Raw genomic sequence first — 16,576 nt, 5'->3', positions numbered from 1 at the left:
TTAATTTACTTGGCTGTTTTTTGTTGTGCACTTAAGCGTTGATAGTGCTGTTTAGTTTGACCATCACTAAACACTGCTTTATTGACTGTTAATGCAATTAAGGTGAGCTTGATTGGGTGTGTTAAGTGTTCACTGCGTATTACCAATATACAATTTTTATCAAGCTGCCACTTTGCCGTCATTTCAGGCCTTTGGTGTAACCATGAATGAAATATATCTTCTCTCTCTAGTGCAAAGGTATCAAAATAGGAGTGCCCCAAACTTCGGTAGCTTCCGATTAAGTCATCAGGTTGCCATTGACAAGCAATTAAAGGTAAGGGGCATAAAACAAGTAAGCTTAGAAAACGCTTTATCATCTTTTTATCCTTAATGATCAGCTTCGGATACGAATATTACTATTATTTAGTTATAGATCTCGTATTTCACTTTGCTTGGTGTTCTTTTGCTAATAAAAATGCCAGTATATCGGCCTTTTTATCATCATCACTGGCACAAGCTGCAGGTGTTTGTTCCTTGTTGTTTAGTGTGTTGACATCAGCCCCATACGCTATAAGTATTTTTATTCGTTCTAAATTAACAACCGCTCGGGCTGCTTCATGTACATAATTAGATGCAGCAAGGTGTAAAGGTGTGTTACCTTCCTCATCGGTTTGGTTGATGTCTGGTCGAAGCATAGCTAACGCCAGTTTTAATGCGTCTGGGTGTGCTTCTGTTACTAAATTTTCCATTGGGGTAGAGTAATGCTTTTCACATCTACTGTCGTGATTAATCTGATAAAGATCAGGCTGTCCCTGTAGTAATAAAGAAAATAGCGTTAATTGATCTTTTCTAACCCCATGGTCTGTAAAGCGAAATAATACACTATGGCCTTCTCTATCTTGTTTTTCATAATCAAAAGCGAGTCCATGCTTAAGTAAAGCACTCACAAAATCGGGATTGTAACTTGTAACTGCTATTTCTAATAAATCAAAGCCATCAATATCCGTTTTTTGAATATGTATATCAGCGCCTAACTCGATCATAACGTCTATACGCTGTGTTGCTTCACCTGATTTAATTAAAGCAATGATAGGGGTTTCGTCTATTACATCACGGTGATTAATATCTAATCCTTGGTCTATAAAATAGGTTAGATATTTTTTAAACGTATCTATGTCTACTTGTTTACGCCATTTCACTATATTAAAAAGAAAGTTTTGTTGAGCGTTATTCTCGTATATAGGGTCACACCCCTTTTCAATTAAGGCATCGAGAATCGACAGTGGTGTGTTAGGTGAAAGCGCTTGTGTTAATAATTTTCCCCCTTTGGCATTTAAATTTCTACAAGCGTTTATAAATTTAACTAATATGGCACATTCTTCTTCGCTTTTATGTTCAAAGTACCTTAATTCATTTTCTAATATTAGCAGTGGAAATGATTTTTTTTGATCGACTTTCAGTTTTGGTTTTTCGGTTGTTGAATTGATGAGACTTTCAATATCAATGTTATTAAAATCGACTTCCTCCTCGTCCCCCATATTTTTTAGCAAATCGAGCGACACGATATTTTTTTCATCTAATAGCAGCCAAAAATCCAAGGCAAGCCAATAGGCATGTAGATTTTGTAAAACAAACGTCTCATTCAATACTTGTATAATTTCGCTATCGCTGAGGATTTTTGCTATTTGTGTCGCGAGATTAAAATCCTTCGACTCGAGTGCTTGCTGCAATGTCATTAATCATCCTTGCTTTAAATTATATCAGGCGCGAGTTTTAATAGGGCACCCATTATATATTCAGTCACTACGGCTTCAGCACTGGAATCGGTGCTAAATTCATCGGTTTGTTGAGGATAAATACGTTGATACAAATCACTTAAATCAGCAGTGATAGTGACGCTGCTTTTTTGTGATGCAAAGTTTGTCGCTAGTAGCATCATAATAATATCGCGAAAGTGGCTACTGTCTTTGTCTTGGTCGGTTGCAGGCATTAGCCGATCACGTTTGTTATTAAGCAGTGTTTCAAACTCTTTAAGGAAATCTTTACTGCTACGCTCTTTTATCACGAGTGCTTGAAGGGCTTTAAGTTGCTCTGCGCGAGATTGTTGCAGAGCAATCGCAGCAACCGCTTTACGAACATGGTCACTGGGTTCTACTTGAGGAAATAGCATGGGTGCGTAGCGTGCAGCATCGGCGGCTTTCCAATAACCTTTTTTCATATCGCGTGCGATTATTTCAAGTAATGGGCGTTCTTTTCTATCCATTTTGTTGCGCCTGTTTTGCTATTAATAACATTTCGGTGATTTCGTTAAACCCTTTTTGATTACTATAATCAATAGCTTGTTGTTCAGCTTTGTTATAAATCAATGTATCGCAACCGTGTTTTATTAATTCTTTCACTATATCTTTTTTACCGCCTACCGCAGCATAATGTAATGCGCTACTACCTGCGGCATCAAGTGCATCAATATCAGCCTCTTTCTCAAGTAATAGCTTAATCATACTTAAGTGACCTTGTTTAGCTGCAACATGTATTAGGCTTTCGCCTTCACAGCTAATTGCATGATAGTTATCATTACTATAATTTAGTTGTTCGATAACTAAGTCTAAATATGAATTGAGTACAAACTCTTTATTGGTATTTTTACTGTAATTTACATCGACGCCTGCATTTAAAAATGCTGAGACGATATCTTTTTGGTTATTAGCACACGCAAGCCAAATAGACGATACGCCTTCATTAGATTCGATAAGCGGATCAGCACCTTGCTCTAGCAGGTATTTAACAAGCATATTGTTGTGTTTAGTGCAGGCAATGAATAACGGTGTATAGCCATCGTCATTAGCGATATTTATATCGCTACCATGTTCTAGTAGCAAAGTGACTAAGTGTTTATTGATTAATGCTGTTGCTATCAATAACGCGTTATTACCATTTTTGTCACTGTGGTCAATATCGGCGCCTTGATCTAATAAATTGCTTACAACATCACGTTTTCGATTACTAACCGCCAGTAATAATGGACTGTCTGAATTTGTATTGGTTAAATTGATATCTAATCCGGCATCAATTAAAGGGCTTAATAACGCATTTTGGCCTGTTATGGCGATTAGGTGAAGTAGACTATTACCTTGGTAATCACTAATATCAGGACGGGCTCCGAGTTCAAGTAGCAACTCTGCTGCCGGCTTTTGTCGAGCCTTTATAGCCATAAATAAAGCCGTCCTACCTTGATGATCTTCATAGTCAATTTTTGCTCCACTTTCCAATAGCTCGGACATTATATCAACGTATCCGTTAGCCGATGCATAGTGCAATGCTGTACAGCCGTGCGAATTAGTATAATTAGGATCAAGGTCTTTTTCTTGTGATAAGAGCAACTGAGCAATACGGCGATTACCGTCAGCGCATGCTTTAATAAATGATTCTGACATATCTTTCCTTGTCGATTATGAGTGTAGCGTATAACGTGTTATTAATATTTTTATACTAGCAAGAAATAGCATGATGAGAAAGCGAGTAAGCCGCGCAGGAGCTGAAGTTGCCATCTCCATGAATTTATATATTACAAATATTTTCAATTGGTTACACTACATTTTTGTGTGCAATTCAATACTACACAAGCAGTTTATGAACTTAATCTTATTATGAGTTAAGAATGAACGGTTCGTGGTGTTGTCAATTATTTTGGTGTGCTGTTCAGCCTGCTTTGGTATTTTATTTCGCGGTTTATTTTTATTGGGATTATAAAAACGTCTTGGTTTAAGATGTTGTGGGGAAGTGAAAATTAAGTAAAACTACTGCGTTTTTTACAACCCCTTACCTATACTCATTTAAGTAACAAAGAGTTAGTCGCCCAAGGCATTTTGATAGCGCGTGTCTGAAATTTATTCGAAAAACTCGATCCTCATTCTTTCAGAACAAAGTAACTTATATATTTTATCGTTTCCATTTACTTGAGCAAACTCCTCTGGGGTCAATCCTTGGTTATCTTTTGATTCTAATAGTTGCCCACGTTTACAAAAAATACCGGTTCCGGGTAGAAGTGATAATAAAAACCAAATGATATCTTCATCTCCTCGCAGAGCAGCATAATATATAGCGGAGCGCCCGGTACTGTCTTTTTTAAACATTTCATCATCTATAGCAAGACTTTTATATTCGGAGTATATGAACTGCTTAATTTTGTCTAGGTTTAAATTCTCAATACTTAACATTAATTCTGTTTTGCCTGAAATATTCATATAATTTATTTTATTCCATAATTTGGCTGAAGTTAGTATTTTCGTTTTTCTTTAAATTGTATTTTAATAACTTTGTAATATTTATTGCAAGTAGGGTAGCGTTTTTTGCCTTGTTTGTATAGAATTCTAAATGATAACTATTATTGCCTACATCTTCAGCTAATTGCCTAGTAGGTTACATTTAAAATTTTTTTGAGTGCAAACTTAATTGATTAAGCTGTGTTATATCTAAGAGATAGAATGAATACAATTAAACGAATCCAAATATCAGCGCTTTCAATTGCGATAAGTGCAATTTTATCACCTTCAGTATACGCAACTACGGCGTCATCAAGCATTGAGAAAATAGCTGTTTCGGGTGTTAGGCAAGCTTTTCGCGGCGATGTGCCTTTAAGTGAACAACCACAAAGTATTGAATTTATATCTGCAGAAAACCTTGATGATGCAGGGGTGACCACACTCACAGATATATTTGATTTAACGCCGAGTATTTCTGAACAAAATGATTTTGGTGGATTGTGGGAAAGCTTTGCAATACGTGGTTTAGTAGGTGATGAGAATATTCCTTCAGGCTTTTTAATTAATGGCTTTTCATCTGGTCGAAGTTTTAGCGGCACCCGTGATACCAGTAATATTGATTATGTAGAAGTGATGAAAGGCCCAGGCTCTGCACTTTATGGCCGCTCTGAGCCTGGTGGTACTATTAACATTATTACTAAAAAGCCACAATTTGAAGAACAAGGCTCTGTAAAAATAAGCGCAGGTAGTTGGCAAAGTTATCGCGGTGAAGGCGACTACACTAATGCAATTACCGAACAACTCGCCTTTAGAGTAAACGGCGCGATTGAAGAAAGTGAAAGCTTTAGAGACTACCACGAAAATAAAAAAACGGTGATAACGCCTTCAATATTATGGTTAATTTCCGACACAACAAAGTTAAATTATGAACTAGAATATGTCGACCAAAGTGTGACGTTTGACCGTGGTATTGTTGCCGTAGACGGAAAGGTAGATGCATTACCCATTGATACTTTTTTAGGTGAACCAAGTGATAAACCAACAGAGGTTGATGCGATTTCTCATCAACTTACCTTTGAGCACCAAATAGGGCAATGGTCGCTTTTAAATGGGTTTAGCTATAGCGACTCTAAATTTATAAGCGAATCGAGCGATGCAGAACTGGCACCAGGGCGGCAGGTTTACTTTACTGATGGCGAAACTTTAAGTAGACAACATAACGAGCGCGATTTTCAAACTAAAAATATTTCTGCGCGTACCGAGCTTAGTGGCAGCGTAACAGCAGCTGGGTTTACCCACCATTTATTAATAGGTGCCGACGCCAGCAAGTTTGATTTTGACAAACTCTGGTACAGATATCGCCCTACGCTTGAAGATACGCGCTATGCAATCAATATGTATAACCCTGTGTATGGGCAAACAGCACCCGAAGGTTCACTTTTCTACAACAGCACTGAAGTACAGCACAGTTACGGGGTTTATATTCAAGATCAAATCGACATCACTGAGCAATGGAAAATGCAAGTGGGCGGCCGTTATGATTGGTTTGATCAGCAAATAGATAATCACATCAATCAAAGTCAGTCTAAGAGTGACCAAAGTACATTTAGTCCACGGGTTGGTTTAGTGTACTCCTACTCAGACGATATACAATATTACACCAGCTACTCTGAAGGTTTTAGGCCAAACAGCGGTTACGACATAAATGGTGATGCATTTAAGCCGGAATCAACAACCTCTATTGAGGCGGGTATTAAATTTAGCACCGATACCCTAAATGGTAGCTTTACCGTATTTAGCGCCGAAAAAAGCAATATGCTAACTACAGATCTGCAAGCGGGTGTGTCGACAGCATTAGGAGAGGTAACTAGCGAAGGGGTTGAGTTTGATTTGCACGGTTATATTACAGAGCGCACCTCATTTGATTTTGCCTATACTTACACCGATGCAAAAACAGCAAACGATACGGTTAATACAGATTGGTGGGTAAAACTGCCAAAAGGTAGCCCATTACTAAATATCCCTAAACATAGTGCAAATGTGCGCCTTAAAAGAGATTTAAATGACTTAATCGATTTAAATGCGACTATTGGTATAGCTTTACAGTATGAAGGTGAACGTTTAGGTGAAACAATTGATCCTACGTATTACTTACCTTCGTATACGCTGGTGAATCTGTTTGCAACTTACAACGTTAATGATGATGTGAGTGTACAGTTAAATGTAAATAACGTTCTGGATAAAGAATATTACTCAAACTCTTACTCTGCAATTTGGACTCAACCCGGTGAGCCGGTAAATTATAAGCTGAGCTTAAAATATAGCTTTTAATTTATAGTAAAAAACCATTTAGCCGCAGTACTACTGCGGCTAAATGGTCTCGTGTGTATTGTCAGTTGGGCTTTACTAACTTGTAGCTAACTGCGTGACTTATATTACAAAACCGCATAAAACAATACTTTGTGTAACACGGCAGCAATAAATTCATTGAATAAGGGTTCTAAACATCAAGTTGACTGGGAAAAGCCAATTTTATCATCACTTTAAGCTTAATTTAGACAATACAGGTTACTACAGGTTTCCAAGTGACAGAGTTATTTTTAATTTAAAACTATTTAAAAATAAATAGTCCAACAGATTAAAGGCAGGTTTTGTTTATGTGTAACAATTAAATTATTACACATAAACACCGTATCGGAAGCAGACCATTACATCAGATTAGTTATTTTGTAAAACACTGGCTCTATCTAAACAAGAAAGTGTTGCTTGGCCTTGCTGCTTATAAAGTTCTGCTATTTCCTCTCTGCCTTGTGCTGCTTTATCTAAACAATACAATAACTCGTCTGGGCGCATTAATTTTATATTTATAGGTAAAAAGTTAAGATGATCATGATTTATATGCGCATTATCTAAACCAATAAACATACCTATATTACCGTCAGGGTGATCTACTGACCATTCTTCAGGTGCGCCATCCATGTCTAATTGTAATGTAAGAAAACGGTGTTTTTTGAGGCGCTCTTTAAAGTTATCGATATTGGGTATTATACCGCCAATGGTTTGAATTAGGTTCATCTGCCAAGAGCTGTTGAATCTTTGAATGGGTTCATTGGTCTCTAGATATACCTCAAATGGTGCTTCAGGACTTGATAAGCCACTTGTAGCAACGATTTGATTTTCCCATTCTGGTGGTGTAACCAAAACAATATCTCGCGTGCTGCCATGCCAGTGAGGGTAACCTGCTAAATAAGGATTCAAAAAGCTCAGCTCTAATGTTTCGTTTATTTCACCGGCTTGTTGCCAATAAGATGATAATATTGCTTGCTCTGATTCAGTTTGTTGCTGATCATCTGAATTGCCTTGCAAAAATATGATCTTATCATAACTGCCCCTTTTCCATGGGCATGACATATCATCTGGCAAGCCTTCCCAAGATTCTATGGCTAAATGAAAGTCGCGACTCAATGAGTCAAACTCAGCAGCATCAGCATCTAGTCCAGTGTAGATTATATAATCTTCATCAAACTTAGTTTTAACGTCGTAACTACCATCACTTTCTAATTCAAAACGAGCTTTGTTCCAAGGTATATCCGATTCGTCTTTCTTCATCATTTTATAAAGTGCATAAAATGCTTCATCACACTGAGAATATTTCAACACTCCATCGATTATATCTACACTATAAAATTTTTCTTCACCGCCTGTATAGTAAGTCCCTGCCATAAAACCACAGGTATTTTCTCGACTCAGGCCGATATCACAATAAGCTTTATGCCACTGTTCGGGTAATGCGTCGAACATTGATTGGCCAATATGCTGGTGAATTTCTTCTGCTGAATTAAACATTATTACTCCTAGAGATTAAAATTAAACATCCTGGTCAGTTAATTGGATCTGGCGTTCTTTAAAGCTGCTAATTAATTTTTTTGATGGATTACTGTGCTCTAAACCGATGACTTGTTGTAAGTTAGGCAGCAGTGGCAAGTCTTTTGATGCTTTATTGCTTACCTTTAACACCTCATCTCCACAGCCTGGATCCCAAAAAGGCCATATCTGAGCATAAACATCTGCGCCGCCATCGACACCGCAATCTTGTGTCAACGAAGTGACTTTCGCTAACAATTCCTCAGAGATATCAAGCCCTTTAAAATAAGCCAGTGCCTCAGGTATAACTTCATACCCTTCTTGCTCTTTATCAATTTCTCGCAGGTGGTATTGGGCTATAAACTGGGTAAGGTCAAACTTAGGGGTTAATAAATTTTTTTTATACATCAGCTCTTCGATAACAAGTAACTTAAAATGCAGGTCGCTAAATTTGATCTTAGGCGTTTTATTAATAGGAAATACTTTGGGGGTGTTTTTAAGGGCTAAAGTCTGTGCGATAAGTTGATCAAGATGTACTTTTGTTTTACTGTCTGGAGTAAGTTTTGAAAGATTCTCTAAAAATGTAATGGTATTATTTTTCACCATTAAAATTTTAGCAGCCTTGTTATAGCCCGCATTTATAAAGGCAATAGGGTCATTTTCAATATTTGCTATTTCTTGGTTATATTCTTTAACTCGTTTTTTGATAACCTGAGCATTGTAGTTACCTTCATTTAATTTTTTTATATAACCCTTTATTTCGGCAATCTTAGTTTTTGGAGTTGGATATATGCTATAGCCATTCAAGACGCCTTGAGTTATAAAGTAATCAATTTGGTCATCACTCCAATGTGAAATATGAGTTGAAAGTAACTTTAAGACCTCTTTTGATTTTTTATAGAAAAAGTCGCTTTTTTCGGTATAAAAACCAATCATTTCGCTAACTAAAATATAGAGTAGTAAATCACGATTTTCATCGTTTTGTTCGCTACATACAATGTCATTAATTAATTGTGTATATTGCTCTAATGGGTCTGAAGCTGATGGTAATAAACTGATTAGAAGGTTACTGGTATCTTGGTAAGGATAAGTGCGTAAAAACTTAAATGCTAAGTTGCCACCAATACGCTTTAAGTCGTCATATCCTTCACTGTGATAAGAAGGATGACAAAAATATAAAGAAATTAAATCACTCACCATCTCCCTTAAATCACCGTCCTCTGCAGGTGTTGGGTTTTGGATCAGTTGAGTGTTGGTCTCAAGTAACAGCTGCTCTATTTCACTCTCTAATAACTCTGTGTGCGTAAGTAAAGCATGATGAGATTTTTTGTCAAAAATAACTTTATAATCTGATGAACTAAATAGCTGTAAAAAATAATATAATTTCGCAGGTTGGCTTTGACCTTCACGAAATAATCTTAATTCTTTAATTAGTGATGAATAAAGTTGTAAAAGCGTTGTTTGATCAAAGACGTCTTTCCATTGACGGTTTATCTTATCTTTTAATGACTTGTTTAATTTTTGTGTATTTAAATCCAGTTCATCCAAGTCAGGAATAAACGTTTTAAAAAATGGCATATAGATACTCATTAATAAAAATAAAAAGGCTGTTTTTAATTTCACAGAAAAATAGTTTAGATATTAAATAATCATAACTTATCTCGGGAGTAAAAGTAATTGTTAGTTATTTTGGTAATAGGTGGCAATATAGAAATTAAAATATGTATTTTTCTGTATTGATATAGAAACTTTATTCAGCCTGCACCTCCGTACCTATTAAGTCGTCAATATAAGCGAGTTCTTCGCTAAAAATACCATTAATAAATGCACTTTGTTCACTCATTACAGCGTCATTAGGTTGGGCTTGGAAGTCTTGTTGGCATCTGACAAGTTCGTTGACTAACCATGGGCATTTGTCGGTTGCCGTGGTTATTGCTGTTTTTAAAAAAGAGGGCCATTTTATTTTTTGTAAATTAAAGCGGTAAAGCGTGACGGCGATATGACTATACGCTTGTTGCTCAAGAGATGGTGGGTTATCACTATTTGCAGTATCACTATTTGCAGTATCACTATTTAGCAGCTTACTACTGATAAGTGCTTGTTGCAGAGCGACTTGTTGTGATTTACTTAAAAAAATCGTTGTCATAATGCGTCGGAGGCCTTGGTTGCAATTAAAGATGGCATTTAATAGGAAGGTTAAGCAAGGCGTTTCATGACTCATGCAGCACCTAAAATGCAGCAACAGTGATAGCAAAATTGGGCTGACTCTTTACTGAATTAAGCAAATACAATTGTAATCGGGTGGATGATTTTAAACCGTAATGCCATAAATAGACACCATACATACAGGCCGTGTTATGTTTTTGATTAACTTTATAAAAGCAATAACTTACTAAACCCATATACAACTATATGGATGCATAAATTAGAACTGTGCATGGGGGAGCTAGCAAGCACACTTGCAGATTATAATAAGCTATTGTTTAACTAATATCAGCTCAGCAATAGCTTATTAATTTAATGTAATGGGTGTTATTTTTGCTGTTGCGTTATCCAGTCATTTATTACTTCTTCAAGTACTGCAATTGGCAGCGAGCCTTGGCCTATAACTGTGTCGTGAAAGCTGCGAATGTCAAAATCAGCGCCAAGTTCTTTTTCAGCTTTTGCACGTAGTTCACGTATTTTTAGCTCGCCCATTTTGTAAGAAAGCGCTTGTGCAGGCCAAGAGATATAACGATCTATTTGATCTTCTACGGCACTTTGTGGCAATGCAGTATGTTCGCTCAGGTAGTTAATTGCGCGCTCTCGACTCCAGCCGAATGCATGAATGCCGGTATCAACAACCAACCTAACTGCACGCCACATTTCATATCCTAATCTGCCAAAATCACTGTATGGATCTTGATAAAAGCCGGCTTCTTTACCTAAACGCTCTGCGTAAAGACCCCAACCTTCACCAAATGCTGAATGGCTTAAGGTACGCCGAAATGGTGGCACATCCAGTTCCATTGCAATTGCATTTTGTAAGTGATGCCCTGGTATGGCTTCATGTAAGCTCAAGGCTTCTAAATTATATAAAGGTTGCAACGAAGGGGTTGAAGCTAAAAAGTAAGTGCCAGCAGAGCGGTTATCTGCTGGTGGCATATAAAAAGCGCCTCGACTGGCAGAGTCTTTAATAGCAAACGTATTACGTGGTAAATGACCAAAATAGGTCGGCAACTTGCCATACATTTTTTGTGTAATGAAAGCGGCTTTTTCTAATAAATCTTGTTTGTCTTTTGCATAAAACTGTGGAGCAGTTGCTAGAAACTGCAGAAAATCAGCATACGAACCCTTAAAGTTTAGTGAATCAATAATAGCCTGCATTTCAGCTTTAATACGCGCCACTTCTTGTAGACCAAGCTCATGAATTTCTTCTGGCGTAGCTTGTGTGGTGGTGTAATAACTTACTGCATACTTATAATATTCAAGCCCGCCTTTAACGCTTGAAATACCGGGATCTGTTCTGCAATTTGGCATGTAATCATCAACAAAAAAATCATAAAAATGCTGATAAGCAGGAACCACCTTATTGCTAATTAGGGCTTTCGCTTTTTCTTGATAGGCTGCTTTTTGTTGTTGGCTAAAGGTGTTGGGCATACGTGTAAACGGTTCATACAAGGCAATGTTTTGTGGCTCTTTTTCGATATGTTTACTGATGCTTTTATGATAATTTTTAAAGCTCTCGCAATAGTGTGTGTAGCCTTGTTGTATGCCTTCTTTCATGAGGTTGATGTTTTCTTGGTTAAAGCGTGGGTAGTCGCTCAAACTAACCAAAAAATTGTCGTAATCGGTGGTAGTTAAAAACGCCATATTAGCAGGGGCCTCGGCAAAATATGTATGCCAGCCGCTTAAAAAGTTAATAGGAAAGTACTTATCAAGTGACTGGTAACTTTGTTGCTCTGTTTCGCGCTCGTATTTAAAAAGCCGATAATTCATCAGTTGTTCTTTACTGAGTGATTTTGGGTTAATGGCAGCTAATTTGTGCAGCACTTGGTCGTTATAAGTTTGGCGCTTACTTATGGCTTGCTCACTCCAGCGAGCCAGCTTTCCATTGGGTTTCCATCCATCGGGGTCGGTGCGAAAAAATACTTTTTCGCTTTTTGCATGTTGCCAGTGTTGGTCAATAATATTTTTTAAATCGGTATTGTCATCAGCCAGACTTGGCAATGACACCATAGTTAAAGAAAGAGCCAAGAGATTTGTTTTATACATGTTGTTTCTCATAATTAGCGAGTTAGTTTTTTATAAAGGGTAGGCAGTGATTTTTTGAGTGCGTACCAAGCTATATAAAATTTATTGTTTTATAGGTTAAGCGTATCAAATTAACGATATGAATGCGCTGACCTTGAACAGCAATACAGAGAAAATTGGCAAGTATGTTGCAAACAGAGCAACTCATTGATATTTAAAACATTAATGGAGCGCTTTCGGTTAAGGTATTTAGCGAAAACTAAAGTGTATATCGTTCACGCTTTTTATTGAATGTATCCCCCCTGCAGATGACAGCCTATGAGTGGTCATTTTTAGTTACTTTTACGCTAGTATTATTTTATAAAGTAAATCATTCTTTATTATTGTATTATAATTTCAGTGTACTACCTTTGTATTGTTAGTTTTTTGCTAATGACATTATTGATATATCAGTTTACATCTGATGGGTAACCTAATTTAAGGACGATTTTATGACGATTGGAAGTACACCTAAAAAAACACTATATAAAGCCAAGCGCCTTTCACTGGCATTATTGCTCGCTTGTTCCACTACAAGTTATGCAGCGGTTGAAAAGTTAACCGTCAGTGGTAATCAAATATTAGCTGGTGATGAGGCAAAGAGCTTTGCTGGTTCAAGCTTATTTTGGAGCAATACAGGTTGGGGCGGCGAAAAGTTTTATACCGCGCAAACGGTTGCCAATGCGAAACAGGAATTTGGCGCTAATATCATTCGTGCTGCGATCGGTCACGGACAAAATACCTCAGGCAGTTTGAATGACGATTGGGACGGTAATATTACTCGTCTTGATACAGTTGTTGATGCAGCAATCGCAGAAGATATGTATGTCATTATTGATTTTCATAGTCACGAAGCGCATACCGACACTGATATGGCGATCCGGTTTTTTGAACGAGCAGCCACTAAATATGGCGACTACGACAACGTTATTTATGAAATTTATAACGAGCCACTACAGATATCGTGGGCTAACGATATAAAACCTTACGCCAACACCGTTATTGATAAGATCAGAGCTATAGATCCTGATAATTTAATTATTGTTGGTACGCCTACTTGGTCACAAGATGTTGATATTGCCTCAAAAGATCCGATAGATCGCTACAATATTGCTTATACCTTACATTTTTATGCAGGTACGCATGGTGAGTCACTTAGAAATAAGGCGCAGACGGCTTTAAATAATGGGATTGCTTTATTTGCAACTGAATGGGGCGCAGTCAATGCTGATGGTAATGGTGGTGTAAATAGCAACGAAACTGACGCGTGGATGGCTTTTCTTAAATCAAATACTATTAGCCACGCTAATTGGGCCTTAAATGACAAAGATGAAGGTGCATCAACCTTTCTTCCTGGTGGTAGCTGGGATTCACTAAGTGCATCGGGGCAGAAGATAAAAGATATTCTACTAAATTGGGATATGAATAATGCACCGCTTGACTCAGATGAAGATGGTGTAATTGATTCACAAGATCAATGCCCTAACACACTGCCGAATACACCCGTAGATTCTATTGGGTGTGCGGCTACAGACTCAGATGGCGATGGCGTAATTGACGTACAAGATCAATGCCCCAATACACCAGAAGGTACTGATGTCGATTCCTCGGGTTGTGCTGTTACAACAGGAACAAGTTGTACTGAGGTAAAAACGTATCCAAATTGGGTTAGAAAGCATTATCCTGCAGGCCCTTACACACATAACGAAGCTGGCGACCAAATTCAGTATCAGGGCAATGTTTATAAGGCGAACTGGTATACAAATAGCCTGCCTGGTAGTGATAGTTCATGGACATTTGTTAAAAGTTGCAGCTAAGTCATACTTGTTTTTAAATAAATAGGTAGAGCGCAGTCGCTTTACCTATTTTATTGATTTTTATAGAAATAGGATTATAGACAATCTTCGAATTCATGATGTCAGGGTTGACTCTTTACTAAAATACAATCGTAATTGGATTGGCGGTTTTAAAAATTTAGCTGATAAGCTGGGGTGGATTTTTCTTTTGCGGATCCACATAACTTATAGCTTCTCCAGAAAACTAATCACTCATTGAGATCGACACAAGACCTACAACAGTACAATATAAGTCTATGCTTTAATTGATTTTGAAAAGAGGCTTTCATTGGATTCACTCACACAGGTTGTGCTTGGTAGTGCAGTTGCTTATACAGTATTAGGTAATAAGCTGGGCCGTAAGTCGTTATTAGTTGGGGCGGCGTTTGGCACGTTACCTGATTTAGATGTGCTCATTAATTTTGGTGGTAATGTCGAAAACTTTGTCTATCACCGCAGTTTTAGTCATTCTTTGCTTATACAGCTGTTAGTAAGCCCCTTGTTTGCATGGCTTTTACTTAAAATGAACTGGGCCAAAGGTGTATCGCTGAGGCGCTGGTCTGTCGCTCTATTTTTAATTTTAAGTACTCACTCATTGCTTGATAGTTTTACCGTTTATGGAACACAATTGCTGTGGCCACTGACGACTTACCCCTTTGGTATATCGAGCATATTTATTATTGATCCTGCGTATACTTTGCCATTGTTACTCTCTTGTATAGCGCTTTGCTTGGCGCGGATGTGGCCTTACGCACAGCGTATAAATACTGCTGCGTTAATCGTCAGTTCGCTTTATTTAGCTTGGGGGTTGGCGGCTAAATGGCATATCGAAGATAAAATTCATCAGGCACTAAATACCCAAAATATCATATTTAAGCACTTTGAAAGTACACCAACGCCATTTAATACCTTGTTGTGGCGGGCTGTGGCCGTTACCGAGTTTGGGCATTATGAGATTTATGCCTCTGTGTTTGATGACGCAGACAACGTTGATATGCAATTTTACCCTAGCGAAAATACGCTACTAGCAAAGCTTGATGATGCAAGGCAGATCAAGCTACTGCAAGCATTTACTAAAGGCCTTTATGGGGTGTATCAACAAGATGAGCAAGTCATTATGAGTGATTTAAGAATGGGCCTTGAAGGTTATTATGTATTCTCATTTGTGGTTGCACAGCAAAAAGATCAGCAGTTGATCCCAGGTTCTTATCAACAACTCAGCAACCGATTTCCACTTGATAAGCTCGGGCTTATTTTTGCGCGTATTACTGACCCAAATATCGATTTAGCAACTACCGTAAAAGAGCCCACATCTCCCTGAAATAGATTGCTGGGTTAGGCCTTCTATTTTGTTAATAATTATGTGGCTATTAGCCAACTATCGCTGGGTACCAATTTGCTAACACTACACCAAATAAGCCCACTAAAAATACAATGGATATCAACATCATTAAAGCTGCGGTGGCGATTGTTATCATTTTATTAGATGTTTTCCCCGCATACCTAACCAGTTCAGCAATGAGCAATGGCATCACATAAGAACATACGCTAACAGCTAACACGGTTGGGCCTGTGAACGTTGTAGTATCAATCCCGAGTGAGCCAAACGTTAAAAACCAGGCAAAAATCATTAACCTAAAAAATAGCACGCCGTTTGCTGCAAGGTATAAACGAATTGCCCATATTTGATGTGAATTTATATTACGCCCTCTAGCAGCCAGCACTGCAAATATGCTCGATAAAATAACCATACCACCACTAAACATTGTCAGGCTATGCATTAGCAGGTTGCCTACTGTGCCTCTAACAATCATAAGGTACATTCCTGCGATTGAAATGGTACAAGCTAACAGTACGAATACGCGCCCGTTATAGCGATGAAACTTAGTATATTTTGCTCTTATTGCGGGGATTAATTGCAAACTCCCGCCGATTATCATTACTACGGCAAGTAGCACATGCGTGGCATAGATTAAATTACCGATGGGGTCGCTCGCAACATAGGCGGTATTGTTAAGGCGGACCCAGCCAGATAAACCTGTAGTAACGCTAGTCAGGGCATACCCCAAAATAAGGTAAATTACAAAGCAACCTTGTGCCATTAGTAAGCAAATAAACCATATTTTTTTACTGTTTTCGAGCAGCCTATTTGGGGTTGTTTTCATTTTTTGCATTAACATGTACTTTTCCATTAAATCGTTTCAATAGCCAAATATAAAGACTTTCAGGGCGAATACTTCTCAAATTCGAAACTTGAGCAACGATATATGGATAATTTTTACGGTTAGTTAATTAGTTACTGACACATTCACTAACAAAGTCTTTTTGCCATCGCTAGAGTTACTTTGTATTATCCAAGTTAAA

The 16,576-nt window shown here is 37.7% G+C and carries 13 protein-coding genes; 3 read left to right on the top strand and 10 right to left on the bottom strand.

Translation table 11 applies throughout. The annotated features are described in order from the left end of the window. Positions 1 to 5 precede the first annotated feature (5 nt). The 5 genes from H5186_RS15935 to H5186_RS15915 form a co-directional block, all read right to left on the bottom strand. A complete protein-coding gene (locus H5186_RS15935) occupies positions 6 to 356 on the bottom strand; it encodes a hypothetical protein (RefSeq protein ID WP_182719026.1) in 351 nt (116 codons plus the stop codon). Between the two features lie 66 nt (positions 357 to 422). Next, positions 423 to 1,715: an ankyrin repeat domain-containing protein gene (locus H5186_RS15930; RefSeq protein WP_182794670.1), complete on the bottom strand. Its 1,293-nt coding sequence runs from the start codon at positions 1,713 to 1,715 to the stop codon at positions 423 to 425. Between the two features lie 14 nt (positions 1,716 to 1,729). Continuing rightward, complete coding sequence (locus H5186_RS15925) at positions 1,730 to 2,242, bottom strand: hypothetical protein (RefSeq protein WP_182740553.1); 513 nt, start codon at positions 2,240 to 2,242, stop codon at positions 1,730 to 1,732. Further along, on the bottom strand, positions 2,235 to 3,413 hold the full coding sequence (locus tag H5186_RS15920) for an ankyrin repeat domain-containing protein (protein ID WP_182794669.1): 1,179 nt from the start codon (positions 3,411 to 3,413) through the stop codon (positions 2,235 to 2,237). Before H5186_RS15920 ends, H5186_RS15925 begins: the two co-directional genes overlap by 8 nt. 453 nt (positions 3,414 to 3,866) lie before the next feature. Further along, entirely contained in the window at positions 3,867 to 4,223 is a 357-nt protein-coding gene (locus H5186_RS15915; RefSeq protein ID WP_182719031.1) for an ankyrin repeat domain-containing protein, read from the bottom strand. A gap of 240 nt (positions 4,224 to 4,463) precedes the next feature. On the opposite strand from H5186_RS15915, the gene H5186_RS15910 reads away from it, so the two are divergent. Continuing rightward, complete coding sequence (locus H5186_RS15910) at positions 4,464 to 6,572, top strand: TonB-dependent siderophore receptor (protein ID WP_182794668.1); 2,109 nt, start codon at positions 4,464 to 4,466, stop codon at positions 6,570 to 6,572. Positions 6,573 to 6,959: 387 nt separating this feature from the next. Here H5186_RS15910 and H5186_RS15905 read toward each other — a convergent pair whose 3' ends face one another. The 4 genes from H5186_RS15905 to H5186_RS15890 form a co-directional block, all read right to left on the bottom strand. Further along, complete coding sequence (locus H5186_RS15905) at positions 6,960 to 8,087, bottom strand: hypothetical protein (RefSeq protein ID WP_182768147.1); 1,128 nt, start codon at positions 8,085 to 8,087, stop codon at positions 6,960 to 6,962. Between the two features lie 21 nt (positions 8,088 to 8,108). Beyond that, positions 8,109 to 9,728, bottom strand: a complete 1,620-nt coding sequence (locus H5186_RS15900; RefSeq protein ID WP_182768148.1) for a DUF6892 domain-containing protein — start codon at positions 9,726 to 9,728, stop codon at positions 8,109 to 8,111. A 127-nt stretch (positions 9,729 to 9,855) separates the two neighbouring features. Next, a complete protein-coding gene (locus H5186_RS15895; protein WP_182768149.1) occupies positions 9,856 to 10,251 on the bottom strand; it encodes a hypothetical protein in 396 nt (131 codons plus the stop codon). 386 nt (positions 10,252 to 10,637) lie between these two features. After that, positions 10,638 to 12,359, bottom strand: a complete 1,722-nt coding sequence (locus tag H5186_RS15890) for a DUF885 family protein (protein ID WP_182719038.1) — start codon at positions 12,357 to 12,359, stop codon at positions 10,638 to 10,640. A 470-nt stretch (positions 12,360 to 12,829) separates the two neighbouring features. Here H5186_RS15890 and H5186_RS15885 point away from each other — a divergent pair, with 470 nt between their 5' ends. Together H5186_RS15885 and H5186_RS15880 are read left to right on the top strand one after the other, a co-directional pair. Then, complete coding sequence (locus H5186_RS15885; protein ID WP_182794667.1) at positions 12,830 to 14,194, top strand: cellulase family glycosylhydrolase; 1,365 nt, start codon at positions 12,830 to 12,832, stop codon at positions 14,192 to 14,194. Positions 14,195 to 14,501: 307 nt separating this feature from the next. After that, positions 14,502 to 15,533: a metal-dependent hydrolase gene (locus H5186_RS15880; protein ID WP_182761941.1), complete on the top strand. Its 1,032-nt coding sequence runs from the start codon at positions 14,502 to 14,504 to the stop codon at positions 15,531 to 15,533. A gap of 49 nt (positions 15,534 to 15,582) precedes the next feature. On the opposite strand, the gene H5186_RS15875 is transcribed toward H5186_RS15880, so the two are convergent. Next, a complete protein-coding gene (locus tag H5186_RS15875; protein WP_182719041.1) occupies positions 15,583 to 16,392 on the bottom strand; it encodes a DUF2306 domain-containing protein in 810 nt (269 codons plus the stop codon). Between the last annotated feature and the right edge of the window lie 184 nt (positions 16,393 to 16,576).

Origin of the sequence: Pseudoalteromonas sp. SG41-2, assembly GCF_014164535.1 — a bacterium.
GTDB lineage: Bacteria > Pseudomonadota > Gammaproteobacteria > Enterobacterales > Alteromonadaceae > Pseudoalteromonas > Pseudoalteromonas rhizosphaerae.
This window is presented reverse-complemented; position numbering and strand designations above follow the sequence as displayed.

Coding starts and splice junctions, on each gene's coding strand:
- H5186_RS15875 (WP_182719041.1), bottom strand. CDS start 16,392: ATGTTAATGCAAAAAATGAAAACAACCCCAAATAGGCTGCTCGAAAAC.
- H5186_RS15935 (WP_182719026.1), bottom strand. CDS start 356: ATGATAAAGCGTTTTCTAAGCTTACTTGTTTTATGCCCCTTACCTTTA.
- H5186_RS15920 (WP_182794669.1), bottom strand. CDS start 3,413: ATGTCAGAATCATTTATTAAAGCATGCGCTGACGGTAATCGCCGTATT.
- H5186_RS15905 (WP_182768147.1), bottom strand. CDS start 8,087: ATGTTTAATTCAGCAGAAGAAATTCACCAGCATATTGGCCAATCAATG.
- H5186_RS15885 (WP_182794667.1), top strand. CDS start 12,830: ATGACGATTGGAAGTACACCTAAAAAAACACTATATAAAGCCAAGCGC.
- H5186_RS15930 (WP_182794670.1), bottom strand. CDS start 1,715: ATGACATTGCAGCAAGCACTCGAGTCGAAGGATTTTAATCTCGCGACA.
- H5186_RS15895 (WP_182768149.1), bottom strand. CDS start 10,251: ATGACAACGATTTTTTTAAGTAAATCACAACAAGTCGCTCTGCAACAA.
- H5186_RS15910 (WP_182794668.1), top strand. CDS start 4,464: ATGAATACAATTAAACGAATCCAAATATCAGCGCTTTCAATTGCGATA.
- H5186_RS15915 (WP_182719031.1), bottom strand. CDS start 4,223: ATGAATATTTCAGGCAAAACAGAATTAATGTTAAGTATTGAGAATTTA.
- H5186_RS15925 (WP_182740553.1), bottom strand. CDS start 2,242: ATGGATAGAAAAGAACGCCCATTACTTGAAATAATCGCACGCGATATG.
- H5186_RS15890 (WP_182719038.1), bottom strand. CDS start 12,359: ATGTATAAAACAAATCTCTTGGCTCTTTCTTTAACTATGGTGTCATTG.